Below are 26,447 nucleotides of genomic sequence, written 5' to 3' on the forward strand. Positions count from 1 at the left end.
CCGGTTCGCGCTACGCGAGCTCGCGCGTCGCGAGCACCGCGGCCTCGGTGCGGCTCGAAACGCCGAGCTTGCGCAGGATCGCCGACACGTGCACGCTCGCCGTCTTCACGCTGATGAACAGGCGCTGCGCTATCTGCCCGTTGCTCAAACCTTCGGCGATGAGCTCAAGCACTTGGCGCTCGCGCGCGGTGAGCTCGGCGAGCGCGGCATCCGGGTCACCATCGGCCTCAGTGAGCCCGACGGCCTCGGCGAATGCGGTGACTTCGCGGCGCAGCGGTTCGTGCGCGAGCGACTCCGCCACGGTGCGGGCCTCCGCGAGCACGGGCACGGCCTCGGCGCGCCGTCCGGCCGCCACCAGGCTGCGCGCGAGTTCGAGTCGGGTCGTGACGCAGAATGTCGCGGGCATGTCAGGGTCGTCCGCGCTCTCGACGGCAATGGTGAGCGCGTCGGGATGCGGTCTGAGAAAAGCAGCCAGGATGCGCTGCCACGGCGCCGGACGAAGCGCGGCGGGCAGGGCATCCCACGCCTCGGCGACCCGCGCGACCAGATCATCGACGTCTTCGCCGTGCGCACGCAGCGTCGCGATGACCGCGCTCGCTTCGAGGAGCAGACGCGTCAGATGCGCGGTGCGTTCGCCGTCATCGTCGAGGATCTCGCGGACGATCGCCCGTGCGGCATCCCGATCACCCGCCGCCTGCGCGATCGCCAGCCGCGCGTGGACGCCGTACGACCAGACTTGGCGTTCGAAGGCCGTGGCGTCTTCGATCGCCGACCGCTGCTGGCGCAGAAGAGTCGCCGCCGCCTCGGGGTGGCCGTGCCAGCTGAGGGCGCGTGCGCGCGAGGTGGTTGTGTATATGCGGAAGACGGGGAACGTGCGCAGTTCGAGGTCGCGCGCGAGCAGCTCGTCCACGCGGTCGATCTCGCCGAGCTCGAGAAGCGGCTGCACCATGTTCTGGATCAATATTGACCCGGTGGTGCGGGCCTGGCCGACCGCGCGTGCACGCTCGAGGCCTTCTTCGGCAACGGATAGGGCTTCGTGGTACCGGCCGAGCACCGTGAGCAGGTCGGAGTAGTTCACGTCGTAGCGCAGCTGCGCACTCTGATCGCGGGCCAGCTCGCGCGCGGCGGCGTAGTCGGCGAGACCGCCGGCGACGTCACCGCCGTGTGCGCGGGACGCCCCGCGCACGTTCAACGCCACGGACAGCCGCTGGTCGGATCCGATTCGCAGTGCGACGTCGGCTGAGCGGGTGGCCATCTCGACCGCATCGGCGTGACGGCCCGCGACCATGAGCCGTGCAGCCAGCAGATTGAGCACGCCGGCGCTCAGCTCGGGATCGTCGATCTGCGCGTCGTCGATCACTCGAAGTGATTCGTTCAACAGGGCGGTGGCGCCCGGACGGCCGAGGTTGACGTGGTACACGGCCTTGTCACGCAGCAGTCGCGCGTGCAGAGCCGGGGCGACATCGGTGCGCGAGGCCTCGTCGAGCGCCCGATCGACCACGGCCAGCGCGCGCTCGATCTCGCCGGCGTTGCGCAGGATCGACGCGATGCGCTGCATCAGGGTGATGCGGTCCATGCCGGCCGCGGCCTCGGGGTCATCGACCTGGTCCCACAGTTCGAGCACCATCCGGCCGAATCGCGCGGCGGTCGAGAACGCGTAGCGCGACTTGGCCGAGAGCATCGCCGCCACCGCGGCGACCAGGGCCCGTCGTCGCTCGTGTGCGTGCCGCCAGTGGTGGGCGAGCGCCGCGTGCAGGTCGCGGCGCGGGTCGGCGTCCATCCGCGACTGAAGAAGCTCGGCGTAGGCGCGGTGGAGCGCGGCATGCTCGCCCGGCAGCAGCTCGGCATGCACGGCCTCGCGCAGCAGCGCATGCCGGAAGGTGTAGCGGTCGTCGTCGACGATGAGGATGCCGGTGCCCACGGCCTCGCGGATCGCCGCGTTGAGCCGTTCGTCGTCGAAACCGGTCAGCGCGACGAGGGTGTCGTGCTCGAGTGGCGCATCAGACGCCGAGATGACGCGGACGGCGGCCGCGGCATCCTCCCACAACTGCCCATAGCGGGTCAGCAGCACGTCGCGAAGAGTATCGGGGAGCGGCCCGTCGGCGCAGCAGGCCAGCTCTTCGATGAAGAAGGGGACGCCCTCGGCGCGCTCGTCGAGCCGTTCGACGGAGTCGGAGTCGTCGGCTCCGCCGAGCGCGGTCACGAGCGCCTGTACGGAGCCGTGATCGAGCCGACGCAGAGCGACGCGCTCGAGCAGATGGGCCCGCTCGGCTTCTCCGATGAACAGCCGCACCGGGTCGGCGCGCCGCCCCTCGTCGCTGCGCCAGCCGAGCACGACGAGCAGCCGGCCGCGGGTGACCACCCGCAGCAGGAACGACAGCAGGGTGAGAGTGCCCTCGTCGGCCCAGTGCAGGTCTTCGAGCACGAGCACGAGCGGACGGCTCTCGGCCAGCGACTCGACGGCTGTGACGAACGCCTCGCGCAGGCGCTCGGGCGTCGGCTGCGTGTCGGACGGGGGAGTGGATGCCGCGATCTCGGGCGATTCGGCGAGCTCGGGCATCAGCAGCAGAAGCGCAGCGCGACCAGGTCCGGCCGCGCGCCAGAGCTCGTCAGCACCGCGCTGCGTGGCGAGGTCGCGCAGCAACCCGAGCACGGCGCCGTACGGTGCCGGGGTGCCACCGAAGTCGAGGGCGCGGCCCGTGGCCACGTCGGCGCGATCGACGACGGATGCGGCGAACTCGCGGATCAGGCGCGACTTGCCCATGCCGGCCTCGCCGGCGATGACCACGGCGGTGGGCTGCCCACTCTCGGCGCGCGCGAACAGCGCGTCGAGGCGAGCGAGCTCTGCGTCGCGCCCGACCATGGGTGTCGTCGTGGCCGACGACGTCGCGGTGAAGGCCATGTCTCCATGGTGCCAGTCACCTCCGACATCGCGGCCGGATGGCCGCATCGCTATGCGCGGACGGCGCGACGCGAGCGCGGGGTGCGGTGGCCGAGGTGGAAGAACCGCCCGATCGCTCGCAGCCACGGCTTGCGCGGCATCCGGATGATCTGGTCGGGGTGATCGAGCACGAAGCGGCGGCGCTCGGCGTCGCGGGCGCGCATCTCGAGCTCGAGCGAGATGATGTCGTAGCTGAGTGAGGGGTGCATGGTCATGATGTCTCCTTGATCGCACCCCCTACATTCCGCGCTAAGGTAGCGGGCCGACATCGGGTGGATGCCGTATTCCTGCGATCTGAGGTGGTTCGTCGTCTGCGCGCCGACCGGTTAGTATTGACAGACGTGTTCACGCCTTCGGGCGCTGATCACATGGAGACGTCGCATAGTCAGGCCTAGTGCACCACCCTGCTAAGGTGGAGTCCCCTCACGGGGACCGAGGGTTCAAATCCCTCCGTCTCCGCCACATAAATCCCTGGTCAGCACGTATTTTCGGGACGCCGTGGGAAAGAACCGGGAAGATCCGCCTGACTTTCGCCCTCACTCCAGCGCGAAAGTCGCGCCAGCTCAGCCTTTGCGATCGGTGCAAGTAGGTTGGGGAGCGTGCAACGACGAGTCTTGTCGCTCAGGCGCGTTCTGGCACGTGCTTTCCCCGTCGCGCTCGCAGTCGCGACCGGATGCGTGCGCTCGCGACGGACGGGAACCCGGGCGGTGACGCCACCCTTGCGCCGTACCCCGTCACGTGGTGCGTGGGCATCGCGCTCATCGTGGGCACTGTCAGTCTTCGTTTCTTTGCAGCGCGGCGAGACGAGGTGCGCCGCAAGGGGGCTCTCAAGTAGGTGATGTCGGTTTCGACGCGAATCGCAACACTCGCGGGTGCCAAGTAGGGCCTCGCGATGGCAGAACATTGCTCCCCAGTCTGGGTATCGAAGACGTTGTCACGTAAGGTCGACCATCGCGTCGATCGGCAGCATCGTGTGCAAGTCGCTCGCAGCTGACATCGAACCTGAGCCGCCGGGCTCTCAAGAGTCGTATAACTCCCACTGAGCCGAGCGTTTGACGCGCCCTCATCGCACAACCCAACGTGCCGGGTTCTCGGGCATCATGAGCGACGGTGAGCCCTGCGTTTGATGCACACATCGTCGCGACGCGCTGTCCCAAGACTGTGCCGCGCTCAAGGACCGGTTTGCGCGCGCTACCACAAGGTTCCTCGCGAAGATGGCGGATTCTCAGGTGAAGTGGCGGGCAACTGGCGGTTCCGCCATCTCTCTGAGAACGATGTGTGACATAGACCGCTTCACGAGCGAGGCAGGAGGATGTCCGTGATTGCTCCGCCCGGGGCGGTGGCGTGAATGTCTAGGCAAGGGACGTAGCGGGGTTGGTGGTCGTGGTCGCCTTGTGTGCTGTCGTCCCACTCGTAGCTGCGGATGCGGAGGGTGTTGCTGAGGCGGCCGAGAAGCACGGCGATCGGAAACGGCACCCTGAGCAAGAGATCCACAGGTGCGTTGGCATGCTCGGCGGAGAGCTGCCGAATCAGGGCGGCCGCTTCAGCGGCGATCGTGCCCGCTGCTGCCGGGTCGAGCAGGCCCTGCGCAATCGGTCGGATCGTCGCGGACTCCACGATTGCTGCCTGATTTTCTTCGAGGTATCTGTCCCAGGCCGAGTCGCTTCGCGTGGGCAGCAGGTCGACGTACACCGCTACACGTGGGCGGTCGCCGCTGGTGGCAACGTGATCGCGATCGGTCGTGTCGATTCTCAGATTCCGCGTTGATGGGACAACGGCCTCGGTCGTGCTCTCCCATCGATCCTCACGCTGATCGATGACCTCCAGGTGCCCGACGCGGGAGGACGGCAGTGCTGCGCCGAGTGCGAAGGCCACGGAAAGGTGAGCTCCACCAGCAATGCGGACAGTTTGGGCGCCGGTGCGGGTGACAGCATCGGGCAGCAACCCGAGTGTCCGTCGCAAGTCGTCGAGCGCCTGCGGGTCGGGAAGGCGCTCATGTTGGGAGGGGCGGACACGGATGTCGAGTTGCGCGCCGGTCCGGTCGTAGACCTGGCCGATGTTGCGGGTCTGGATCGTGAGACTCAACACCGCTCCCGCGTCGGCGACCAGTTGACGATGCTCGGCCATCCGGTGCCATAAGGCACCCTTGACGAGTTCGTCCAGACCGTCGGAGGAAGCAGCTGATTGGTTAACGCCCTGCAGTTCTTTCCTCGGCCTCCCGAGGAGACGATCCGGGGCGCTGTAGTCGACAGACGCCGTCCCGGGCGTTGACACGTCGTTAGCGACAAGCAGCTGGAATCGCGAATCGCCCTGGTGAACTCGAATCAGCTCGGGGGCTTCGATGCCACGAACAACATCGCTGTGAGCGATGTCGGGCGTGATGATGAAGACGGCCCCGGACAAGCCGTCGGCGATCGCGTCCTCGAGCCGATCAGCTGTATCCCCCGGGGGCAGATCGTCCTTGTCCCGCCAGACCGGAATGCCTGCCGCCCGAAGCCGCCATGCCAGCGACGTCACGATCGGTGTCCCGTCTGACTGCCGGTAGGACAAGAACAATGGCCCGGCAGTGTCCAGATCTGCTTCCTTCCGCATGCGGGTCCTCCCAAGCTTGACGAGCCGCTGGATTCCGAAGCGGGCGGCCTCGCCATTCTCCCTCTAATCTCGCGCATCGCGGCGTGAACCTGCGGAATGTCCGAGGTCGCCCGTACGCTGGATCTGCGCCTGCCACGCGGGCCGCTGGGGAAAGGTGCTTCATGACGGTTCTCGAGTCGTTCGACACTTTGCAGTCGACTGTCGATGCGGATGTGGCGGTCGTGCAAGCTGCACGTGACCGTCGCGACGTCTTCAAGTCCGCGTTGCTGACCGCGCCGGATGTGAAGGTGGTGTGGGGGTCGGGTTCGCTCGCCCGTAGCACCCAACTGCAACCTGTGCATGATGTGGACCTCGTGGTCGAGTTCGATGAGGACGCGCACCCGGCTTGGGGTGAGGACGGGGACTCTGCCGAAGAGGCGATCGAACGTTGCCGCGATCTGGTGAACGAGCTCCTCTCCGTGTCCCACGGATCGCGCGCGCAGCTGGTGCGCCTGATCCGCACCGCCGACCGCAATCGCGCCGCGAAGTGTTTCATCGATCCGCCGGAGCAGGACAACGCGTTCACCGTCGATGTGATGCCGGCGCTGCGACGCTCGGACGGGATCCTGATCCCGTTCAAGAAGGAGGAGCGCTGGTCGCTCGCGGACCCCGAGTACCTCATCGACGAGGTCGCAAGACGGCAGCAGGACTGGTCGTTGTTTCGCCCGCTGGTCCGGGTCCTAAAGTACTGGTCTCGTCAGCATGAAGATTTGACTGGCACGGTGAAGTCGCTCGTGATGGAGGTCCTGGCATTGGAATGCCTCCCGGTGAGCAACAACCGCCCCGAAGCCTTGAAAAAATTCTTCGTCAACGCCTCCACACACTCCCTGCGTGTGGAAGACCCCGCAGGGCTCTCCGGGCTGATTCAGCCGAGTTTGGACGTGGCCGGTCTGCGTAGGTCTCTGGAGGATGCAGCGGCTGACGCCGTCGCGGCGCTTCGGGCCGTCGTCTCCAACGATCAGCCCGCCGCGACACGTCACTGGCAGTCTGTCTTTGGGACCGCGTTCCCGCTCGTGCTGCCTCCCGGTGGAGCGGGAGAGTCCGGCCCGCGTCCGGTTCGCGATTCGCCGCAGGGTTGACCGTGTTCCTCCGCAGCTGGTGGGAGGATGATCCGCACCGCCTCGCGCAGGAGATCGACGACATTGGGGCGGTGGCCTCCGCCCTTGAGTGGACGCCCGAAGGCGCCGGTCACTTCAGCGGTCCGCTCCCGGTATGGCCATTCACACGACCCGAACCGGCCGGGCTGTCAAAGCTCGTTGACCAGCCGCTACGGGCGCGCGTCATGTACGGTCACGCGTTCCCGGCTGTCCCACCTACCCTCTATCCGCTGGAACCGCAGCCCGACGTTACCCTGCGAAGCTTCACCCAGTACCACGTGCTGCCCAATGGCGGCCTCTGCCTGCTCCGTGATGCTGACCAGTGGGACCTCTTCTCGCGGACCAGCGATCTGCTCCTCAAAGCGTCGGGATGGATGATCGAGTTCGCCCTCTTTCAACGCGGCAAGATCCCGAACATGACGGCCAATGGCATCGTCACCGACGATCAACTCGATCGCCTGATCACGGCCACCGCGGAGGAGACACCGTGACCGAGCAGAGCGCATGAGTGGCGAGAACTGGCTGGTGTTGCTGCCCGCCGAAGCGATGGAGGTCGTCGACAAGTCGTACGCGTGGGGAAACCTCACTTGCCGTCTGTCCGCACCGGACAAGGCCGCCATTGTCGTGGCGCTCTCGAACGAAGACTCTGACCTCGTTCATCTCACCGAGGATCCCGACCACTTCCTCACCGTCGCCGACTTCAACCGCGTCGGCCACTGGTACCGAGTGCCGGGGGACGCCGCTGTCTGCGCGTACCTTCTCACACACCAACACGCCACAATGCCCTTCGACGCCTTCCAGACTCTCGTCCCGCAGGCGATCGCACCGCTTCCTGGCCAATGGCACATCGCCGTGACGTTTTGTCCCGATCCTCCTGAGATCCGCGACGGCGAGCGGCTTCCGGCCTGGTCTGCGTGGACGATATCGAACGACACCGTACGCCCCATCTCTTTGGACATCCAGGACGGAACCCAGCGCGTCGCCTCCCTTGAAGGCCTCTGGCCAACCAGCCTCCTCTCGACCTCACGGGCGCTCCTACTGGGCGCTGGCAGCATCGGAGGCGCCACAGCGGAAGCACTCGCAAGCTACGGAGTCGGCCACATGGACCTCGTCGATCCCGACAAGATCCTCTTTCACAACGTTCCCCGGCATGTACTCACCACGGCCAGCGTGGGGATGTCCAAAGTGGACGGGCTGAAGGCCTCTCTGAGCCGCCAGTGGCCGGAATGCGACATCACTCCGTGGCCCATCGACCTCGCCGCCAACGCCGACATCACCCGGCCCCTCATCGACGCCTCCGACATCATCATCTGCACCGTCGACGGGGTTGAACCCCGACGCGTCGCGAACTACCTTGCACGTCGTGCGGGCAAACCGATCGTGTTCGCTTGCGTCCTCGCCGACGGTAGATATGGAGAGCTTCTGCGCATACGTGCGCTACCCGAAGTCGGATGCCTCGACTGTCAGCGCCGATACATGCGCGACAACGGAATGATCGACCCCGAACCGAGTTTGGACCGAGGCTACGGAGACGGCACTCGACACAACCCGATGACCGCAATAGGCGGAGACCTTCACCTCGTTGGTAGCCTCGCCGCGAAAGCTGCAGTCGCCACCCTCCTGCAAAACGCCGGAGAAGTCGATCAGACCCTCACCGATGACAACCTGATCATCGCTCTCCGCCCATCACCTGGCTATGCCGCCCCCTTCGATGCCCGACGAGTTCTCCATCCGCACTGGGCCTCCGCAACTCCCTCTTACCCGGATTGTCCCGCGTGCCACCGCCGCTCATGAGACCGACCATCGGCATCACCCCGGATGCGCTCACCTCGATAAGAGCGATCATCACGGGAAGCGACTCGACCCTTGAGACCGGAGGTGCACTCTTCGGACACGAACACGCCCTCCTCGTCACCTCTGCTTCCGGGCCCGGCCCGAACGCCGTGCACCAATCCGGGTACTTCCTCCGCGACCTCGAACACACTCAACTCGCCGCCGACCGCGCCCACAAGGTGGACCGCTCGCAATGGATTGGAGAGTGGCACACCCATCCCAGCGGCCCGCCAGAACCCAGCCCCCTGGATCTCAACACCTACGTCTCTCACCTCGTCGACCCAGAACTCCGCTTCGAGCGATTCATCGCGCTCATCGGATCACTGAACCCATGGCCGCACCTCAGCGCCTGGGTGCTCGTGCACTCACAAGACCGCATCGAACTCCACCGTGCGGCGCTCACGCTTGCCGCCAATGATCGCTGCACTCGGGATGAGATGACACCCGATCAAGACACCGAGTAATGCACCTCGCGCTTGAGACGCCATCGGCAACCGCTGTCCGCCACTGCAGCCGAAGTTGCTGCCAAGCTCTAGCCGTGACAGGGGAGTAGTCGCAGTGGCGTTCGTATCCCACATGCCACATCATCCCGCCGAGTGACCTTGCCTCCCACATAGTAGATAGCGATCTGAAGGATGACTGAACCGTTTGATCTCGCCAAGGCCTACACGGCCAAGCAGAATCACATGCTCACCGGACTAGGACTCATGCCCCAGTTCACCGATCACCCCGGGGCGAAGGGTGACGCGACGGAGGAGCAGTGGACTGTTGTGCTGCGAGAGTTCCTGCCTCAGCGGTACGGCGTGGGGCCAATCTTCGCGATTGATTCTCTAGGTCGTCGGAGCGAACAGATCGATATCGGCATCTTCGATCGGCAGTACTCGCCCCTGTTCTTCGAGCAGGGAGATGTGCGCTTCGTGCCGGTAGAAAGCGTGTACGCCGTGTGCGAGGTGAAATCCCGCATGAACAAAGTCAATCTCGATTACGCCCGGGACAAGGTCGCCAGCGTCCGGCAGCTTCACCGCACGTCAGCGGAGATCCGACACGCCGGCGGTACCTACCCGCCGCAGCACCCGGACACGAAGCCAATACTGGGTGTCTTTCTCAGTACCGACATCGACTGGGGCGACATCCGCGGCGCCGCGGCCGTCGGCGCCACCACAGAAACTCAGCCCGCGGTGCTCGATCTCGGCATCGCCGTCCGCGGCGGCGCGTTCGACCGGACGGACGGGTTTACCTACGCGCCGCTCGGACAGGAGTTGATCTGGTTCGCAACACGTCTGTATCGCGCCCTCTCCCGCCTGGGCACGGCGTTGGCGATCGATCTGGACGCGTACTACTTGCCGTTGCAGCCGCCAGCCGGTTAGGAAGCTGAGCGCTGCGCCGCGGCCTGCCGGTCGCTGGTCTCGCGTCGGGCGGCTTCCCACCAGAAGTTGTCACGGACCCGATGCAGCAGGGTCCGTTCGCCGGAGACGCGGCCGGTGAGCTCGAGGAAGTGCGCGTCGCGGAGCTTGTGGGTCAGCTGGTGGACGATGCTGCCCAGCAGACCGGTCGCCTCGACGATCTGCTTAGGTGAGCGATGCGCACCAAGCCTCTCAATCGGGCAATGCCCACAGGAGGATCCGCAGTGCCCGTTCGCGCCCAGTCAACATGCCGCGCCCGGATAGGGGTTCGTGCCGCGCCTCCGCGTACGCGCTGTGGTGGGTTCGCGGGGCACGCGCTGTGTATGGTTTCGGACGTGGACGACTCTCTTCTCCAAGCCGAAGCACGCCGGTTGGCTTTGGTTAGGCTCTCGTCGGTCCTACTCGACGCAGCGGTCACTACCGAGAAGGCGGTCCGTCATATCAACGTGACGGCTCCCACGCGCGGCTCCGCCTTGAATGAGATGTTCGAAGAAGCTGGCCGGCTCGAAGCACGGCCGCACCTTATCGACGCGACTCTCCAGGTGGAGTACGCGCTCCTGAGTGCTTGTGACCATGCTCGCGCGTTCGCGACGTTGCTCCGAGCAAGCCAGCGGCCGGGAACCGCGATCGTCACACTCACTCGTGCGACATTGGAATCGGTCGCGCGTGCTCGCTGGCTCGCGAATGATAGCTCAGACCTCGGCACGCTGGTCCATCGAACACTTTCCCTCTTGCATGGGGACCTGAGGTATCCAGAGAATCTGCGTGAACAGCTGACAACGCGCGAGGGGCTGTCCGTAGATCCCGCAGAGAAGCGCGCGCACTATCGTGCGGAGCTCACGAGGCTCGGGCTGCCGTCACCGATGAAGGTCGATACCACCGCGCTCGTGACGGAGATCGCGACAGCAGACCTCCCTCATCAAAGTGGAAGTCAACTCTACTCAATTCTCTCTTCGGTAGCCCACGCACACCGATCCGGAATCAACGCGTTCATCACGACCGTTACCGAAAGTGGGGTTCTTAACTTGGAAGCGCGGCTTCCGATCGTCACCGAGCTTGCGATGCAAGTCGCGGTGACCCTGCTCAACACAGCCGAAGCTAGCCTGCGATGGTACGGTGCCGCGCGCGGGGAGCACGACCGCGTGGACAGCGCGAAGGCACGGGTTGCAGTGCATTTGAATGGACTTCCCGACCAGGCCTTCAGTCCCGGTGAGGAGTGAGCAAGAGGTCGCTATTCCGGCGAGCAATGCGGGTATGCGAGCGGGGGCTCGTACCAACCACAGAGTGCGCGGCCGTTACGAAGGCGAGCACCGATAGCCCGCTCGGCCTCCCCCCAGGGTGCAGCGCTCTGACAGCGATCCTGCGAATGTCGGATGTCCGTCCAATGCTGTGACTATGTCGACCTTTCGCTCGCCGCTGATCTCATCCTCCGTACCTTATGTGACGGACCGCGTACCGGAGGAGGCTAGGCAGTACCTTCCCCATGATCCAGACGAACGGCTAGACGCTCAGCGGGTGTTGGCATTTGTGGAGGGCACGCGCGACAAGCCCGATGTCCGCCTCGCCGTCTTGGGCACGCTTCGCGCACACAGCACGAACGGTGCGGAAACACCCTCGTCCGTCGTCGCTGTGCTCTTCGCGGCAATTGCCATTCTCGTGAGCTCAACGGCGTCAATGTCTGACTTCGGAGTAGCACTTGCCTCGATCTTCGGCGTTGGCTCAGTGATACTCGGCGGCTGGTTTGTGAAAACGGCGTTCGCTGCGCACGCCCGCCGCATCACGTGCGGCGTATGGCTCGCGGCATACGAGGATGCACTGAGGTCATAGTTGCCCGGCGTTCGTAGTGGTGCCGCCAACGAACTCTGCCCGCAGAGGGATCCGGTGAGGGGCCCCGGCTATTGTCGGCGGCGGCTGTTTGCTAACCGGCGCGGGGGGCCACTTTCGGGGTCCCGTTACTCTCGGGAATGTGACGCCATACGAATCGTCTTCGCTCGCTGCTCAGTGACTTGGGTCGGCGCTGCGGTGGCCGCGGTGCTAGTCGCGGTGCTTTTCGGCTACTTCACGCTAGCCTCGAACCGACGGTCGAAGGATGCACAACAGCGCGCGACGATCGTGGCGGGGCTGGACGTCGCGGGCATGACCGACCTCGACAAGAAGCGCCTGATCGAAGTCGCGGCAGAACCCGCCTCCCTTTGGCCTGGGGACGCTAGGGAATTCGTTCTTGTGTCTCGGCTGACGCTCTCGGGTCCTGCGAACCTGGTGGTGAGGTACCGCCTGCAGACCGGAGGTTCCGTGCTCAGTTCCGTCTCGCTGATATTCAGTGACCTCGCCCAACGGACAGCAGTCCCGCGTACGGACGCTTCGCGCGGCAGACGCTTGGGTCGCTGACAACCCCTGGCACTTGGGCAACCCACCTGGGCACCCTTACCTCGCGTCGTATTCCAATCGCTCCGCAACGGACCCAGCTGCGTCCATCACCCGCAGACGGATGCGACAGTAGCACGGACCGCATCCGTTCGGACGGCGGGACAGGCTCGTTACGCCACCAGCAGTTAGTGCGCGCGCAGTGGCCGCTCGAGGCGCCTCCTCCACCGCATCCGCTTCTCCACGGGCGGCGCCGGGGTCAGTCGCAAGTTGATCTCATCGGAGTACGTCTTGATTAACCGGTCGCGGGCTCTTTCCAGGCTGGGTAGTTGTGCGTATCCCGGGATGAATCGAAGGGCTCGTCGCCATGGAACAGCTACGGGGAGCCCCATACTGACCGTCGGGATGACGAGGAACGCTGTGAAAAGTGCGGATGACCACCAGTCATGATCCGCGACGGTCCGGGCGATCACGACGACGGCGAATGAAATGGTCAAGACTGCCAGCAGGAGACCGCAAATGATGATGCAAACAACGCCGACTCGTCCTCCAAGCCAGAATCTCGACATCACCAACCCTGACGCGACACCGTCGAAGAGTGCCCAAACGATTGCAACGATGAGCAGCGCTTGGATGAACACTGCGGCTACGTCGAGAGGAGATCCAAACACCGCATCCCAACTCGACCCAGTAGTCAGCAGGGGCGCGGCGAGGCCGACGATCCACAAGACCGCTAGCAGGACGACCCCGCCGACTCTCGAACTCCAGCGGAGAAAGACGGCGGTCCTCAGGGAATAAGTTGGTGTGAACGCGGACGCGCGCGCTCGGGTTGCCCGCTCGTCTAGGAGCATCGCCACCAGTCGTCGCAGCCGCATTCGGTCGGGCGTGATCCGGTAGAGGCTCGTCACCGCTGCGATCGCGATGACGAACGGGGCCACGAAAAGCACCCCTGTCGCTTGCTCAAGGACGGGATCGGCCGTTGACCAGCCAAGCCATACCCGTGCTGTCGCGGCAATCGTCGTGGTCCACATCACGGCCGCCAGTACCGCGATGGCCTGACCGAAGACTCCAGCAAATTCGCGTAGCGCCTGATCCAGCGCAAGCCCAGGCACCTCCCTGCGCAGGCCGATCGCGTCAGCGTCGTCCTGAAGAGCAAGGACCCGGCGCGCGAGCACCTCGACTAGCTCCGACTCGTCACTCGCCGAGCGCGCAGACAAATCGCGTAACGCGGGAATCGCGACCGCCGCAACAACGAGGGCGATCAGACTCTCGACAACCCAAGGCGCCGCAGGGGCGAGGAACACTCCGGCGTTAGCGAGCGCATCGAAAGCCTGGTGCAGCATCGCCAGCGCAGTCGCGCCGATAGCGTCTGCCGAACGCAGGTCGCTGGCACCGTCGGCCGCCATCGAGACCCGGGATCCGAGCACCCCGATTGCGAGAATCGTGAGCACGAAGATCGACAGACTCGGAACCCATCCCTCGTTCTGCCAGGCTCGATCGGCCCGTCGCAGAGACTGAGGAAGCTGCGCGTTGCTCATACTGCGACGATATCGGCGTAGCACAGGGCGCCCGACACGGTGCCGACAGTGTTAGAGCGAAACACGACCCGGTCGCGCGATGCGCTGGTACGTCTATTGCACTCCGGACCTATTCGCGAGGGCTGACCTACCTCACCGGATCGAGGTGGTCGTCACCTACGGCGATCCCAGAGCGTTGGCTCGGCGGTGGCCGTTCGCCGCTGAGCCCAGTGCGTTGCAGTAATCTCCCCACGCTTCGAATTTCGTATTGCGTTGACACCATGAGCGCAGGCGAGATCATCAACCGTGTGCCGGTCGCTGACGAACAGATCGCCACGTGGGCGGCAGAGGCAGAAACCGGCTATGACGTCGAGGCGCTGAGGAAGCGGGGGCGGGGTCGACCTGGTCGTGGTGCCGAGCCGTCTCAGGTCGTGGTGCTTCGGCTTACGAGCGATGAGCTTGCGGAGCTCGACGCGCGAGCGGCGCAGGCGCACAAGACACACTCCGAGCTGATCCGCGACGCCTTGGCCGCGTACGCCGCGTGAAGGTCCACGATGAAGCGCCGCCTCAACGTCTTCCGGCCGACCCCGGCCATGGTGAGCTGACGTCCGGGCACGCCCCCGGTGCGGGTGGTTCGCCAGGGGTACGCCCGAACTCGCTGGAGCCGGATGCGCGTGGTTAGCGATGGGGCGCGAAGAAGTCGCGCAGAATCTGGGCGACGCGATCGGGTTGCCCGCCGTTGTCTGCGGCCATGTGCCCGACTCCTGCGATCTCGAGCCGCCGAGCGTGCGGCAGTACGGCATCGAGAGCGTCAAGTGCCTCGGTCAGCGAGTGTGGGCTCCGCCCGCCGCCAAGCAGCAGCACGTCGGCCTCGAGCGCTCGATAGCGGTCGGGGGCGTCCGAGGCATCGAGAACGACTTCGGCATCGAAATGCATCGTGGGGATGAGTGCCTGAAGCGAAACGTCTCCGGGTGGGGTCTGCTTCGCTTCTGCCGGAATCGCGAGCCGCATGAGAGTGGGGGCGATCACGCGTGGCAAGCGGCTGAAACTCGGGGAGACCGGCACCCCTTTCGACACGGTCACCATGGCCGCCGGAAGGTCTCCCGCTGCGATCTCCCTGTCGTAACGTGCCAGCCAGGCCGCCGGGTTCGACCCGCCGATCGACAACGGTGGCTCGTAGACGGCGAGACGAGTGATGGTTGACAGCTGACGGGCTGATTCGAGTGCGATGATCGCTCCAGAACTCAATCCGAAGACCCGGTGCGCGTCGACGTCGGCGAGGACGGCCGCCACATCCTCGACCTCCTTCTGCAAACCGTATTCGCTGCCGGACGGTTCGCTGAGCCCGCGACCACGTCGATCTGGAATCGCAACCGTGAAGCTGTCAGCCAGCGCCATCCCGAGTTTCATGAAGCTCTGCGCCGCCATCATGCCGCCATGGACGAGGAGCAGCGCCGGCCCCGCCCCGAGGCGGCGGTAGCCGATCGGTGTACCGTCCTGCGAGGCGACGAGCTTCTCTTCGTATCCGGGGAGCATTCGTCAGCCCGCCGCCATCATCTTCTGAATCGCCTGCCGGGTCACCCCGAGTTCCCTCGCGAGGTCGGCCTGAGAGAACCCGTCCGCAAGGAGTTTGTCGATCAGGTGTCGCCTCTGCACCGAGAGTTCACGAGCGACTCGGACGTGTTCGACCGCTTGCGCTCGGACCTCGATGAGACAGTCGAGAGTGCGGCGCTGCGCGGGCGTGATGTCCTTCATCTGACCAGTGTGACAACCACGGTTGTCACACGTCAATCGTCGGCATCAGGTGGGCGGCTTCTCACGGTGTTCCGAGGCGAAAATCCACGATGTCGTCGAGCTCGTCGGCGCTGAGGTATCGCCAGCCGCCTCATCCGGTCTTCGAGAGGGGGTCGGCGATGTCTTCCAGAGACTTGCGTTCGGCATCGACGCCGAGGAACACCTCGACGAGACCGGCCGCGATCATGAGGCCCGCCCCGATGAAGTAGCCGACGGCGACTGCCGAGATGCCCTTCTCGACGAGGACGCCGAACAGCAGCGGGCCGATGATGCCGCCCAGGCCCGTGCCGACCGCGTAGAAGAAGGCTATTGCCATGGCGCGGGTCTCCATCGGGAAGATCTCGCTGACGGTGAGGTAGGCCGCACTCGCGCCGGCCGAGGCGAAGAAGAACACTATGACCCAGCAGACGGTCAGCCACGTCGCATCCAGTATCCGAAGGTCGAAGAGGATGCCGGTGGCCACCAGGAGCACGCCGCTGCCGATATACGACAGCGAGATCATGAAGCGACGGCCGACCGAGTCGAAGAATCGGCCGAGCAGCAGCGGCCCGAGAAAGTTGCCGACCGCGATCGGCACGAGCGACCACGGGGCGATGGCGTCGGGCACCTTGAGCAGCTTCGTCAGCACGAGCGCGTACGTGAAGAACACGGCGTTGTAGAGGAACGCCTGCCCGATGAACAGCGACAGGCCGAGGACGAACCGCTTCGGATAGTGCGTGAGGGCCACGCGCACGATCTCGCCGAAGCCGGTCGAGCGTCGCTGGTGGATCTCGATGGCCTTGTCGTCGGGAACGCGATCGAGATCGTCACCGGTCTCGTCCGCGATGGTCTTCTCGATCTCGGCGACCTCGGCTTCGGCCTCTTTGTCTTGCCCGTGGATGAACATCCAGCGCGGGGACTCGGGCACGTTGCGGCGGACGAGCAGAATCGTCAGCCCGAGCACGGCGCCTAGCCCGAAGGCGAGACGCCAGCCGAGGTCGGCCGGGAAGATCGCGGTGTTCAGCAGGAAGACCGTCAGCACCGCCCCGAACGCCGTGCCCAGCCAGTACGAGCCGTTGATCGCCAGATCGACGACGCCGCGCCGCCGTGCGGGGATGAGCTCGTCGATCGCGGAGTTGATGGCGGCGTATTCGCCGCCGATCCCCGAGCCCGTGAAGAACCGGCAGAGGAAGAAGTACCAGGGCGCGAACGAGAACGCCGTGGCCACGGTGGCCGCCAGGTAGATCCCCAGCGTGATCATGAACAGCTTCTTGCGGCCGAACCGGTCGGTCAGGTAGCCGAACACGAGCGCGCCGACGCAGGCGCCCGCGACGTAGATGGCGGCCGCCTGGCCGACCTGTCCGCTGGTGAGGCCGAGGCCGCTGGATTTCTCGGTGAGCCTGCCGGCGATGGCGCCGACGATCGTCACCTCGAGCCCGTCCAGAATCCACACCGTGCCGAGGCCCACGACCACGAGCCAGTGCCACTTCGCCCACGGCAGACGATCCATGCGTGCCGGGATCGTCGTCGAGATCGTCCTCAACTCTGTCTGCGACATGATGCCCAGAGTGGCCCGTCGGGCGCGCAGCGGGAATGGCCTTGACAAGCGCGGTGCAGGCCGTCCGCCGGCACGGAGAGGATGCGCCAGCCCGCCGCCGCTGTCAAGGCCCTCCCCGCGCGAGCAGCGGCGACCGAGCCTGGCCTCGATGGTTTCCCGTGCCTCCGCCGCAGACTGGACGCGGCCGCTCACCCACCGGCCCGCTGTCGACGTGTTGATCCCCACCGCCGATCGACCCGCCGAGTTGGCGGTCACGCTCGCCGGCCTCGCCGCGCAGGATGACCCGGCCTTCCGCGTGGTGATCAGCGATCAGTCGCAGGCGCCGGTGGAGCAGGTGCCGGCCGTCGAGGCGATGGTACGCGTGCTGCGGGCGCAGGGCCGGCCGGTCGACATCGTGCGGCACCTGCCGCATCGCGGGATGGCCGAGCAGCGGCAGTATCTGTTCGAGTACACGGCCGCGCCGGCATGCCTCTACCTCGATGACGACGTGTGGCTCGAACCCGGTGCGCTGACGGTGATGCAGTCCGCCCTCGACGAGCTCGACTGCGGATTCGTCGGCATGGCCGTGCAGGGGCTCTCGCATCTGGACGATCGCCGGCCGGACGAGTGGCACACCTTCGAGCCGTGGGCGGGCCCGGTGACGCCCGAGAAGATGAGCCGATCCGCGGCGGGGCACGAGAGGTGGATGCTGCACAACGCCGCCAATCTCACGCACATCGCCGCGCAGGTAGCGCTGCCGGAGAAGGGGTGGCTCCCGTACCGCGTCGCCTGGATCGGCGGGTGCGTGCTGTACCGGCGCGCGGCACTCGCCGCCGCGGGCGCGTTCTCGTTCTGGACCACGCTTCCCGCCGATCACGTGGGCGAAGACGTCGTCGCGCAGTGGGCCGTCATGCGCCGGCGCGGCGGTGCCGGCATCCTTCCCAGCGGAGCCGTCCATCTTGAGGCGCCGACGACTCTGCCGGAGCGTTCGCTCGACGCGCCGGACGCCGTGCTCGACGGCTGACCGACGTCACTCGGCGGGGTAGGCGTCCGCGCGCAGGAGCCGGGCGAGATGCGCGGCGTTGCGCGCAGCGGTGGCCGTGGCCGAGGCGACGGCGTCGGGCGTGGAGTCGAGGTCTTTGTAGTCGACCGCCTGCATCGCCTCGCCGTTCCAATAGACCGACGACTGCGCGGGGATGGTGAAGCCCACATCGCCCAGCGACTGCGTGAGGATGCCCGTGATGTGATGCGCACCGTCCTCGTTGCCGACCACCACCGGGATGGCGACCTTGTCGAACAGGATCGGGCGCCCCTGGTCGTCCGTCTCGCTCAGCTCGGCATCCAGGCGCTCCAGCACGCGCTGCGCCACACTCGATTGCTGGCCCATCCACGTCGGGGTGGCGAAGACGAGGATGTCGGCGGCGAGCACCTTGGCTCGCACCTGGGGCCATTCGTCTCCGTCGCCCATGTCGGTCTCCACGCCTGGCGCGATGTGCCGATCGACGATGCGCATGCCGTCGCCGGTCACATTGTGCTCGGCCAGCGCCGCCAGCACCTGCCGGCCCAGCACCTCGGTGCTGGACTCGCTCGGCGAGGGCTTGAGCGTGCAGTTCACGAGAAGGGCAGTCAGGTTTTCATCCATGCGGCGACTGTACGAATGCACCGTCGAATTCTGCAGGGGGTTCCGCTTCGCCGCGAGACGCGCTAGGCCCCATTTTCCCGCGCGACGCGCGCGGCCCTCTCGGCCCCGCGCGTCATAGCTCGCTTCTCCTACTTCTTCAAGCCCCTCCCCACGGGTGGATCGGGTGCCGTCAAATGACGAACGAGGCTGGACGAGAGGACGCACGATGGACGACGATGTCACGCAACGACTGGTCACCGCGCACCTCGAGTTGGCGCGTGCTGTGGCAGCCCGGTATTTCCAGCACGACCCGACGCGTGACGAAGACCTCGTGCAGGTCGCGTACATCGGCCTGATCAAGGCGGCGCGGCGATATCGCCCCAGCCGGGGTGGATTCGTCGCCTACGCACTGCCGACGATCGCCGGCGAGGTCAAGCGGCATCTGCGCGACCACGGGTGGATGGTCCGCCCGCCGCGCGCCCGTCAAGAACTCAACCGCCGCATCGCCTCGGCGGTGCCCGAGCTGACCCAGCAGCTGCGCCGCACGCCCACGCGCGACGACCTCGCCCTCGAGCTCGGGGCGACTCCGGACGAGGTCACCGCGGCCGGCGCGTGCGACGGCTGTCTGCGCCCGCTGTCGCTCGATGTGCAGGTCGGCGACTCGTCGACGCCGCTGAGCGAACTCATCGCAGACGAGAGCTCGCACGAGGCAGAGGCCGACCGACGTGTGACGGTCTGGGCGGCGCTGCGGACGCTGGCGCCGCGCGAACGCACGATCGTGTATCTGCGCTTCTTCGAAGAGCTGCCGCAGCAGGCCATCGCCGACCGCCTCGGCATCTCGCAGATGCACGTGTCGCGCATCCTGCGCCGCACGCTCGGTCAGCTGCACCTGGCGATCGGAGCCTAGACATGCAGCCGGGCAACAGCAGCAAGGACATCCTGAGGACTGACCGCGAGCAAGGCGGGATCGGGGTCGGGGGCGAAGACATCGCCCCGGCGCAGGCGCTCGTCGGTGAGGACCACATGCGGCCCCGGCGGGGGACCCCACTCGCCCGGCGACGCCGGACCGAAGATCACCACGGACGGACGCCGGTACGCCGAGGCGAGGTGCGCCGCGCCGGTATCGGCCGAGACGACGAGCCGAGCCCCCGCGATGAGAGCGGCCAGCGCGGGCAGAGCTGTGCGCCCGGCGAGCACGCGCTCGGTACCGAGGCTCGCGGCACCGGCGACCCGAGCAGCACGTTCGCGCTCGGCATCCGAACCGGTGAAGATGACGTCATGGCCCGCGTCGGCGAGCGCGCGCGCGACGACGGCGAAGCGCTCCTGGGGCCATCGGCGCGCGCCGTACGCGGCGCCGACATGCACGACCGTCGCCCCCTCGACCGCCGGAGCCGTCGCCGGCACGGTGAGTTGCACATCGAGCGGGTCGGCCGCCACGCCGAACGCGCCGACCAGGCGCGTCCAGCGCTCGCGCTCGTTGAGGTCGTCGCGCCAGGCAGGCAGCCGGTCGCCGCCCGCTCCGTCGACCGTCGGAACGCGGTGGACCATGGTCCGTCGGGCTTCGAGCGCGTCGATGAGCTGTCGGCTGCGTGCGCCCGAGCCGTGCATGTTCACGGCGATGTCGACCTCACCGGCCGCGAACGGCAGCGCGGCATCCAACCCTGGAACCGGGAGCAGCTCGTCGATGCCGCCGATCAGATCGGCGACCGGCGTCAGCCAGCGCGAGGTCGCCAGAACCAGCCGATGGCCCGGGTAGGCGCGGCGCAGGCCACGGAGCGCCGGGACGGCGACCAGAAGGTCGCCGAGCCCGAGCGCCCGCAGGACCAGCAGCATCGGGGTCATGCCGACACACTGCCCGCCGGAGGGCGCGATGTCCAGACGGGTTTGAGCGAGGGCCGCGCGGGGGAGGGCGATGTGCCGCACACCGGCGTGGCCGCCGTCTTGTTCGACCGCGACGGCACCCTCATCGACGACGTCCCCTACAACGGCGACCCCGACCGCGTCTCGCTCGTGCCGGCCGCTGGCGCAGCCGTCCGCCGGTTACGCCAGGCCGGCATCCCCGTGGGCCTCGTGACGAATCAGTCGGGCATCGGCCGCGGCCTGCTCACCCACCGGCAGGTGAACGCGGTCAACCGCCGGCTCGAAGACCAACTCGGCCCCTTCGACGTGTGCCTGTACTGCCCGCACGCGCCCGAAGACCACTGCGACTGCCGCAAGCCCGCGCCCGGCCTCGTGCTGATCGCCTGCGAGATCCTCGGGGTCGATCCCGCCCAGGTCATCGTGATCGGCGACACCGAGGCCGACGTCGCCGCCGCCGAGGCGGCGGGCGGTCGCGGCATCCTCGTGCCCAACGAGGTCACGCTGCGCGACGAGGTCGAGCGGGCCCGCCTGTGCGCGCCCGACCTGCTTCAGGCGCTCGACCTCGTGCTCGGCCCCGCGGAGGCGACGCGATGAGGCGCGTTCTGGTCGTACGACTCGACAGCCTCGGCGACGTGCTGCTGGCAGGTCCGGCCGTGCGCGCCGTCGCAGCGGGGGCGGACGAGGTGTGGATGCTGTGCAGCACGCAGGGCGCACCGGCGGCGCGACTGCTGCCCGGGGTGGACCGCGTGCTGACGTGGGAGTGCCCGTGGATCGTTGCGGATCCACAGGCAATCGATCGCGATGACATCGATGAGCTCGTGCGAACGGTCGGGGCAGCCGGCATCGACGAGGCCGTCATCCTCACCTCGTTCCATCAGTCACCGCTGCCGACGGCTCTCGTCCTGCGCCTGGCTGGGGTCACTCGCATCACGGGCGCCTCGGTGGACTACCCCGGCAGCCTGCTCGACGTGCGGCTGCGCCCCGGTGAGACGCTTCCCGAAGAAATCCCCGAGCCTGAACGCGCGCTCGCTATCGCCGCAGCCGGCGGCTTCGCACTGCCTGAGGGAGACGACGGCGCCCTGCACCTGCGCCCGCTCGACGACATACCCGAGCACCTGCGCGGATGCGTCGTCGTCCACCCGGGGGCGAGCGCGCCCGCGCGGCGCTGGCCGGCAGAACGGTTCCGGCAGCTCGTGCGACTGCTGCACGCACGCGGCCGGCAGGTGGTCGTCACCGGGACCGCGGCCGAGAGCGAGCTCACCCGCGACGTGGCCCAAGATCTCGCCGTCGACCTCGGCGGCCGGCTGGACGTGCCCGCCCTCGCGGCGCTCATCGCCGCCGCGCGCGTGGTCGTCTGCGGCAACACCGGGCCGGCGCACCTCGCCGCCGCCGTCGGCACGCCCGTCGTGTCGCTGTTCGCCCCGGTCGTCTCCGCGACCAAGTGGGCGCCCTACCGCGTGCCCCATGTGCTGCTCGGCGATCCCACCGCGCCGTGCAGAAACAGCCGAGCGCGCGAGTGCCCCGTGCCGGGGCATCCGTGTCTGACGTCCGTCTCGGCGGAGGTGGTCGCCGACGCCTGTGAACACCTCGCCCCGGTGATCGAGGGGGTGCCGGCGTGAGAGTTCTCTTCTGGCACGTGCACGGCGGATATGCCAACAGCTTTCTGCGCGGAGGGCACGACTACCTCGTCCCGGTCGAGAACGGGCACGAGCCCGGCGCCGCCCTCCGCGACTGGCCGGGTGCCCGGCTGGTAGACGCCGCGGCTCTGCACGACGAGCAGATCGACGTCGTGGTGCTGCAGCGTCTCGAAGAGATCGACCTGGTCCGCACCCTGACCGGGCGGCGCCCCGGCATCGACGTGCCCGCGGTGTTCCTGGAGCACAACGCGCCCCGCCCGCGCCCCGAATCCTCGCCCCACCCGCTGGGCGGCCAGCGCGACATCCCGATCGTGCACGTGACGCACTTCAACGAGATGTTCTGGGATTGCGACGGCGCCCGCACCACGGTCGTCGAGCACGGCATCCCGCAGCCGGAGGCCACCTATCTCGGCGACCTCGAACGCATCGGCGTGGTCATCAACGAGCCGGGGCGCCGTCGTCGGGTGACCGGGTCGGACATGCTCGCCGCGTTCGCGGAAGAGGCGCCGGTCGACGTCTTCGGGATCGACGCCGGCGATGCCGTGTCGGGCGTCGGGTGCGGCATCCACGATGCCGGCAATCTGGATCAGCACACTCTGCACGAGCGGCTCGCCCGGCATCGCGTGTACGTGCATCCGTACCGATGGACGTCGCTGGGGCTCTCGCTTCTCGAGGCCATGATGATCGGGATGCCGATCGTCGCGGTCGCGGCGACCGAGATGATCCGCGCGCTGCCGCCGGGTGCGGGGATCGTCTCGACCGAGCTCGCCGAGCTGACCCGCGGTGCGCGCGCGTATCTCGCCGACCCCGACCTGGCCGCCGCCGCGGGCGCGAAAGCGCGTGCGCACGCGCTCGAGCACTACGGCCTGGAGCGCTTTCTCGACCGCTGGGACGAGACCCTCGTCGACGCCGTCGATTCGTTCACGTCACGCACCCGCGCACCGCGGGCGCAGGAACCCACGGAAGGAGTCCGCAGATGAGGATCGCCATGGTTTCGGAACACGCGAGCCCGCTCGCCGCGATCGGAGGAGTGGATGCCGGCGGCCAGAACGTGCACGTCGCCGCACTGGCCACGGCTCTGGCGGCGCGCGGGCACACGATCACGGTGTACACGCGGCGCGACGACGCCGAACTGCCGCGGCGGGTGCCCATGGGGCGCGGTGTCGAGGTCGTGCACATCGATGCGGGTCCGCCGCACCGCGTGCCCAAGGACGAGCTGCTGCCGTGGATGGACGACTTCGGCGACGACCTCGCGGTCGCGTGGGAGGCTGATCCGCCGCACGTCGTGCATGCGCACTTCTGGATGTCGGGCCTGGCCGCGTTGCGGGCCGTCGACGCGCTGGGCGCGGCACGGCCGCCGGTGGTGCAGAGCTTCCATGCGCTGGGGCATGTGAAACGGCGCCATCAGGGCGCCGACGACACGAGCCCGGCCGAGCGTCGTGAGCTCGAGCCCTTCGTCGGGCGCAACGTCGACCGGGTCATCGCCACCTGCTCGGACGAGGCGTTCGAGCTACACCAGATCGGCGTGCAGACATCGAGGATCTCGTTCACGCCGTGCGGGGTCGACACCGACCTGTTCTGCCCTGACGGGCCGAGCGCGTCGCACGGCGACCGGTTTCGGGTGATGGCGCTGGGCAGGCTCGTGCCGCGCAAGGGCGTGGAGTCGGTCATCGATGCCATGGCCGTGCTGCGCGAACGCGGCATCGACGACGTCGAGCTCGAGATCGTCGGTGGATCGCTGCCGGAGGGGGAGATGGATGCCGATCCCGACGTGCGCCGCCTGCAAGAGCACGTTGCGCGTCGCGGGGTGGGGGAGAGCGTGCGCTTCCGCGGCCAGGTGCCGCACGACGACCTGCCCGCTCTGCTGCGCGCCGCCGACGTCGTCGCGTGCACGCCCTGGTACGAGCCGTTCGGCATCGTGCCCCTCGAGGCGATGAGCACCGGCACGCCGGTGATAGCGAGCGCGGTCGGCGGTCTGCTCGACACGGTGGTGCACGAGGTGACCGGACTGCGGGTCACCTCGCGCGATGCCGAGGCCCTCGCCGACGCCATCCTCGCGCTGCGCGCCGAGCCCGGCTGGGCCCGCACGATGGGCAGAAACGGCCGCGCGCGGGTGGAACGGCTGTACACGTGGTCGCGCGTGGCCGCCGACACCGAGCGCATCTACCGCCAGGCCTATGCCGAGAGGCCGATCCCGCTGCACTCTTTGCACACCGGAACGGCGGTGGCGCGATGAAGACGAGCACGGGCGGCGCCGCACTCATCGCGGCGCCCGCGGATGCGCCGTACCTGCTCTCGCAGCACATCGACGATCACGCCGGCGTGCTCTCGGGTCTGCGTGCGCAGATCCCCCTGCTGGTCGCGTGGGGGAGCGAACTGGCCGAGCGGCTGCAGGCCGGAAGCAGGCTGCTGGTGGCCGGCAACGGCGGATCGGCCGCCGAAGCGCAGCATCTGACCGCCGAGCTCGTCGGCCGCTTCGACGGGGAGCGCGCGCCGTTCTCAGCGATAGCGCTGCACGCCGACACATCGAGCCTCACCGCCATCGGCAACGACTACGGGTACGAAGAGGTCTTCGCCCGGCAGGTGCGCGCGCACGCCCGGACAGACGACATCCTGCTCCTGCTCTCGACGAGCGGGCGAAGCCCCGACCTGGTCGCGGCCGCCCGGGCGGGCACAGCGGCCGGGGCCCTCGTCTGGGCGATGACCGGCTCGGCGCCGAATCCGCTCACGCGGCTGTGCCACAGCACACTCGCGCTCGCCGGCACGGGAGCGGCCGTTCAGGAAGCGCAGCTGGTGGCCGTGCACATGCTGTGCCGCGTCTTCGACGACTGCGTACGGCAAGGAGAGCACCCATGAAGATCACGGTCATCGGAGACACGCTGCTGGATGTCGACCTCGTCGGGACGGCGGATCGTCTCGCCCCCGACGGGCCGGTTCCCGTGGTCGCGGTGGAACGGTCGCATGCCCGCGCCGGCGGCGCAGGACTGGTGGCGACGCTCCTGGCGCGGCGCGGCGTCGATGTGACCCTGGTGACCGCGGTCGCCGACGACGATCCATCGCGGCGCCTGCTTGGGGCACTCGACGCACCGTCGACCCGGGGCGGTGCCGGGCGCATCACCCTCGCGGCCACAGCGCTGCGGGGGCCCACACCGGTCAAGACGCGCCTGCGCGTCGGCGACCGCACCGTCGTGCGCATCGACGAGGGCGACGCGTTCGCGCCGGTGGCGGCGTTTCCGCTGCCGGCGCTCGGGTCGATCGTCGACGCCGATGCCATCGTGGTGGCCGACTACGGGCGCGGCGTGACCGAGGACCCGCGCCTGCGCCGGCTTCTCGAGACGCAGCGCCTACCGCTCGTGTGGGACCCGCACCCCCGGGGTCCGAGCCCGGTGCACTCGGCGACACTGGTCACACCGAACGTCGCCGAGGCCGCCGCGTTCGGACATCGCGCCGGGACGGATCCCGACCGGGCCGGGCGCGCGGCGGATGAGCTGCGACGCGCGTGGCGCGTGCCCGCGGTCGCCGTCACGCTGGGTGAGCGGGGCGCGGTCCTGAGCGAGGGTGGCCGGCAGCATCCGTTCGTGGTTCCGATGCGGGGCAGCGCCACGGCCGACGCCTGCGGCGCGGGGGACTGCCTCGCCGCCGCGGCGGCGATCGCGCTCGGAGAAGGGCTGAGCGTCGCGGCGGCGCTCGAGTCGGGCGTGCACGCAGCGAGCGCCTTCGTCTCGTCAGGCGGCGTGGCCGCGCTCGAACGGTCCGACCCCGCGGGCGACCACCGGGCCGACACCGCGGAGCAGGTCGTCGCGGCGACCCGGGCCGCGGGCGGCACCGTGGTCGCCACGAGCGGCTTCTTCGACGCCTTCCACGCCGGGCACGCCCGCACCCTCGCTGCTGCGCGCCGGCTCGGCGACTGCCTCGTCGTGTGCCTGAACAGCGATCGGTCGATGCAGGCCCTCGACGACCGGACGCCGTTGAGCCCGAGCGAAGAGGATCGCCGCGAGCTTCTGTTGGCGCTGGAGTGCGTCGATGCCGTCGTCCTGTTCGACGAGGCGACGCCGGAGAACGCCATCCGGCGGCTCAAGCCGGACGTCTGGGTGAAGGCCGACAGCCACACGCCCATTCCCGAGAGCGAGGTGCTCGCCGAGTGGGGCGGCTGCACCGTGACCGTGCCCTGGTACCCCGCGCACACGACCGAGGCGCAGCGGCTGCGCCTCGTGGGCTGAACGAGAGGAGCGA

At 67.9% G+C, this 26,447-nt stretch carries 26 protein-coding genes and 1 tRNA gene; 18 read left to right on the top strand and 9 right to left on the bottom strand.

The window, feature by feature from the left end; translation table 11 throughout:
* Positions 1 to 10: 10 nt before the first annotated feature.
* Positions 11 to 2,902: a helix-turn-helix transcriptional regulator gene (locus PU630_RS02575; protein ID WP_275278795.1), complete on the bottom strand. Its 2,892-nt coding sequence runs from the start codon at positions 2,900 to 2,902 to the stop codon at positions 11 to 13.
* Positions 2,903 to 2,952: 50 nt separating this feature from the next.
* Positions 2,953 to 3,156 carry a hypothetical protein gene (locus PU630_RS02580; protein ID WP_275278796.1) on the bottom strand — a complete coding sequence of 68 codons (204 nt, stop codon included), beginning with the start codon at positions 3,154 to 3,156 and terminating at the stop codon, positions 2,953 to 2,955.
* Positions 3,157 to 3,311: 155 nt separating this feature from the next.
* Here PU630_RS02580 and PU630_RS02585 point away from each other — a divergent pair.
* Positions 3,312 to 3,403 (top strand) — tRNA-Ser (locus PU630_RS02585).
* 831 nt (positions 3,404 to 4,234) lie between these two features.
* On the opposite strand, the gene PU630_RS02590 is transcribed toward PU630_RS02585, so the two are convergent.
* Positions 4,235 to 5,533 carry an SAVED domain-containing protein gene (locus tag PU630_RS02590; RefSeq protein ID WP_275278797.1) on the bottom strand — a complete coding sequence of 433 codons (1,299 nt, stop codon included), beginning with the start codon at positions 5,531 to 5,533 and terminating at the stop codon, positions 4,235 to 4,237.
* Positions 5,534 to 5,694: 161 nt separating this feature from the next.
* On the opposite strand from PU630_RS02590, the gene PU630_RS02595 reads away from it, so the two are divergent.
* From PU630_RS02595 to PU630_RS02630, 8 genes are all read left to right on the top strand, one after another.
* Entirely contained in the window at positions 5,695 to 6,651 is a 957-nt protein-coding gene (locus PU630_RS02595; RefSeq protein ID WP_275278798.1) for an SMODS domain-containing nucleotidyltransferase, read from the top strand.
* A gap of 2 nt (positions 6,652 to 6,653) precedes the next feature.
* A complete protein-coding gene (locus PU630_RS02600) occupies positions 6,654 to 7,160 on the top strand; it encodes a hypothetical protein (RefSeq protein ID WP_275278799.1) in 507 nt (168 codons plus the stop codon).
* Positions 7,161 to 7,173: 13 nt separating this feature from the next.
* A complete protein-coding gene (locus PU630_RS02605; RefSeq protein ID WP_275278800.1) occupies positions 7,174 to 8,463 on the top strand; it encodes a HesA/MoeB/ThiF family protein in 1,290 nt (429 codons plus the stop codon).
* Positions 8,460 to 8,966 carry a Mov34/MPN/PAD-1 family protein gene (locus PU630_RS02610; protein ID WP_275278801.1) on the top strand — a complete coding sequence of 169 codons (507 nt, stop codon included), beginning with the start codon at positions 8,460 to 8,462 and terminating at the stop codon, positions 8,964 to 8,966. Before PU630_RS02605 ends, PU630_RS02610 begins: the two co-directional genes overlap by 4 nt.
* A 171-nt stretch (positions 8,967 to 9,137) precedes the next feature.
* Entirely contained in the window at positions 9,138 to 9,869 is a 732-nt protein-coding gene (locus PU630_RS02615) for a DUF6602 domain-containing protein (protein WP_275278802.1), read from the top strand.
* A gap of 80 nt (positions 9,870 to 9,949) precedes the next feature.
* Entirely contained in the window at positions 9,950 to 10,078 is a 129-nt protein-coding gene (locus PU630_RS02620; RefSeq protein ID WP_275278803.1) for a hypothetical protein, read from the top strand.
* Positions 10,079 to 10,240: 162 nt separating this feature from the next.
* Positions 10,241 to 11,125, top strand: a complete 885-nt coding sequence (locus tag PU630_RS02625) for a hypothetical protein (RefSeq protein WP_275278804.1) — start codon at positions 10,241 to 10,243, stop codon at positions 11,123 to 11,125.
* A gap of 175 nt (positions 11,126 to 11,300) precedes the next feature.
* A complete protein-coding gene (locus PU630_RS02630) occupies positions 11,301 to 11,732 on the top strand; it encodes a hypothetical protein (RefSeq protein WP_275278805.1) in 432 nt (143 codons plus the stop codon).
* 725 nt (positions 11,733 to 12,457) lie between these two features.
* Here the strand turns inward: PU630_RS02630 and PU630_RS02635 are convergent.
* Positions 12,458 to 13,807, bottom strand: a complete 1,350-nt coding sequence (locus PU630_RS02635) for a hypothetical protein (RefSeq protein ID WP_275278806.1) — start codon at positions 13,805 to 13,807, stop codon at positions 12,458 to 12,460.
* A 260-nt stretch (positions 13,808 to 14,067) separates the two neighbouring features.
* Here PU630_RS02635 and PU630_RS02640 point away from each other — a divergent pair, with 260 nt between their 5' ends.
* The gene (locus PU630_RS02640) at positions 14,068 to 14,331 is read left to right on the top strand and encodes a ribbon-helix-helix protein, CopG family (RefSeq protein ID WP_275278807.1); all 264 of its coding nucleotides are present in this window, start codon (positions 14,068 to 14,070) and stop codon (positions 14,329 to 14,331) included.
* Positions 14,332 to 14,464: 133 nt separating this feature from the next.
* On the opposite strand, the gene PU630_RS02645 is transcribed toward PU630_RS02640, so the two are convergent.
* From PU630_RS02645 to PU630_RS02655, 3 genes are all read right to left on the bottom strand, one after another.
* Positions 14,465 to 15,322, bottom strand: coding sequence for an alpha/beta fold hydrolase (locus PU630_RS02645; protein WP_275278808.1), 858 nt, complete (start codon positions 15,320 to 15,322; stop codon positions 14,465 to 14,467).
* 3 nt (positions 15,323 to 15,325) lie between these two features.
* Positions 15,326 to 15,541, bottom strand: a complete 216-nt coding sequence (locus tag PU630_RS02650; RefSeq protein WP_275278809.1) for a TrfB-related DNA-binding protein — start codon at positions 15,539 to 15,541, stop codon at positions 15,326 to 15,328.
* Positions 15,542 to 15,671: 130 nt separating this feature from the next.
* Positions 15,672 to 17,117 (bottom strand): MFS transporter, encoded by a 1,446-nt coding sequence (locus PU630_RS02655; protein ID WP_428981975.1) that lies wholly within the window; start codon positions 17,115 to 17,117, stop codon positions 15,672 to 15,674.
* Between the two features lie 148 nt (positions 17,118 to 17,265).
* On the opposite strand from PU630_RS02655, the gene PU630_RS02660 reads away from it, so the two are divergent.
* Positions 17,266 to 18,120, top strand: a complete 855-nt coding sequence (locus PU630_RS02660; RefSeq protein ID WP_275278810.1) for a glycosyltransferase family 2 protein — start codon at positions 17,266 to 17,268, stop codon at positions 18,118 to 18,120.
* 6 nt (positions 18,121 to 18,126) lie between these two features.
* Here the strand turns inward: PU630_RS02660 and PU630_RS02665 are convergent, their stop codons facing one another.
* Positions 18,127 to 18,738, bottom strand: coding sequence for a flavodoxin family protein (locus PU630_RS02665; RefSeq protein WP_275278811.1), 612 nt, complete (start codon positions 18,736 to 18,738; stop codon positions 18,127 to 18,129).
* 205 nt (positions 18,739 to 18,943) lie between these two features.
* Between PU630_RS02665 and PU630_RS02670 the strand changes: the two genes are divergently transcribed.
* The gene (locus tag PU630_RS02670) at positions 18,944 to 19,624 is read left to right on the top strand and encodes a sigma-70 family RNA polymerase sigma factor (RefSeq protein WP_275278812.1); all 681 of its coding nucleotides are present in this window, start codon (positions 18,944 to 18,946) and stop codon (positions 19,622 to 19,624) included.
* On the opposite strand, the gene PU630_RS02675 is transcribed toward PU630_RS02670, so the two are convergent.
* The gene (locus tag PU630_RS02675; protein ID WP_275278813.1) at positions 19,621 to 20,559 is read right to left on the bottom strand and encodes a glycosyltransferase family 9 protein; all 939 of its coding nucleotides are present in this window, start codon (positions 20,557 to 20,559) and stop codon (positions 19,621 to 19,623) included. The genes PU630_RS02670 and PU630_RS02675 overlap by 4 nt on opposite strands.
* Positions 20,560 to 20,601: 42 nt before the next feature.
* Here PU630_RS02675 and PU630_RS02680 point away from each other — a divergent pair, with 42 nt between their 5' ends.
* The 6 genes from PU630_RS02680 to PU630_RS02705 are packed head-to-tail and all read left to right on the top strand — an operon-like array spanning position 20,602 to position 26,434.
* A complete protein-coding gene (locus PU630_RS02680) occupies positions 20,602 to 21,171 on the top strand; it encodes a D-glycero-alpha-D-manno-heptose-1,7-bisphosphate 7-phosphatase (protein ID WP_275278814.1) in 570 nt (189 codons plus the stop codon).
* A complete protein-coding gene (locus PU630_RS02685) occupies positions 21,168 to 22,196 on the top strand; it encodes a glycosyltransferase family 9 protein (RefSeq protein WP_275278815.1) in 1,029 nt (342 codons plus the stop codon). The genes PU630_RS02680 and PU630_RS02685 overlap by 4 nt, the downstream gene beginning before the upstream one ends.
* A complete protein-coding gene (locus tag PU630_RS02690) occupies positions 22,193 to 23,194 on the top strand; it encodes a glycosyltransferase family protein (RefSeq protein ID WP_275278816.1) in 1,002 nt (333 codons plus the stop codon). Before PU630_RS02685 ends, PU630_RS02690 begins: the two co-directional genes overlap by 4 nt.
* Positions 23,191 to 24,450: a glycosyltransferase gene (locus tag PU630_RS02695; protein ID WP_275278817.1), complete on the top strand. Its 1,260-nt coding sequence runs from the start codon at positions 23,191 to 23,193 to the stop codon at positions 24,448 to 24,450. Before PU630_RS02690 ends, PU630_RS02695 begins: the two co-directional genes overlap by 4 nt.
* The gene (locus tag PU630_RS02700; protein ID WP_275278818.1) at positions 24,447 to 25,070 is read left to right on the top strand and encodes a D-sedoheptulose-7-phosphate isomerase; all 624 of its coding nucleotides are present in this window, start codon (positions 24,447 to 24,449) and stop codon (positions 25,068 to 25,070) included. Before PU630_RS02695 ends, PU630_RS02700 begins: the two co-directional genes overlap by 4 nt.
* Positions 25,067 to 26,434, top strand: coding sequence for a PfkB family carbohydrate kinase (locus PU630_RS02705; protein ID WP_275278819.1), 1,368 nt, complete (start codon positions 25,067 to 25,069; stop codon positions 26,432 to 26,434). Before PU630_RS02700 ends, PU630_RS02705 begins: the two co-directional genes overlap by 4 nt.
* The last annotated feature ends 13 nt before the right edge of the window (positions 26,435 to 26,447 follow it).

The sequence above is a fragment of the Microbacterium horticulturae genome (genome assembly GCF_029094505.1).
Classification (GTDB): Bacteria; Actinomycetota; Actinomycetes; order Actinomycetales; family Microbacteriaceae; genus Microbacterium; species Microbacterium horticulturae.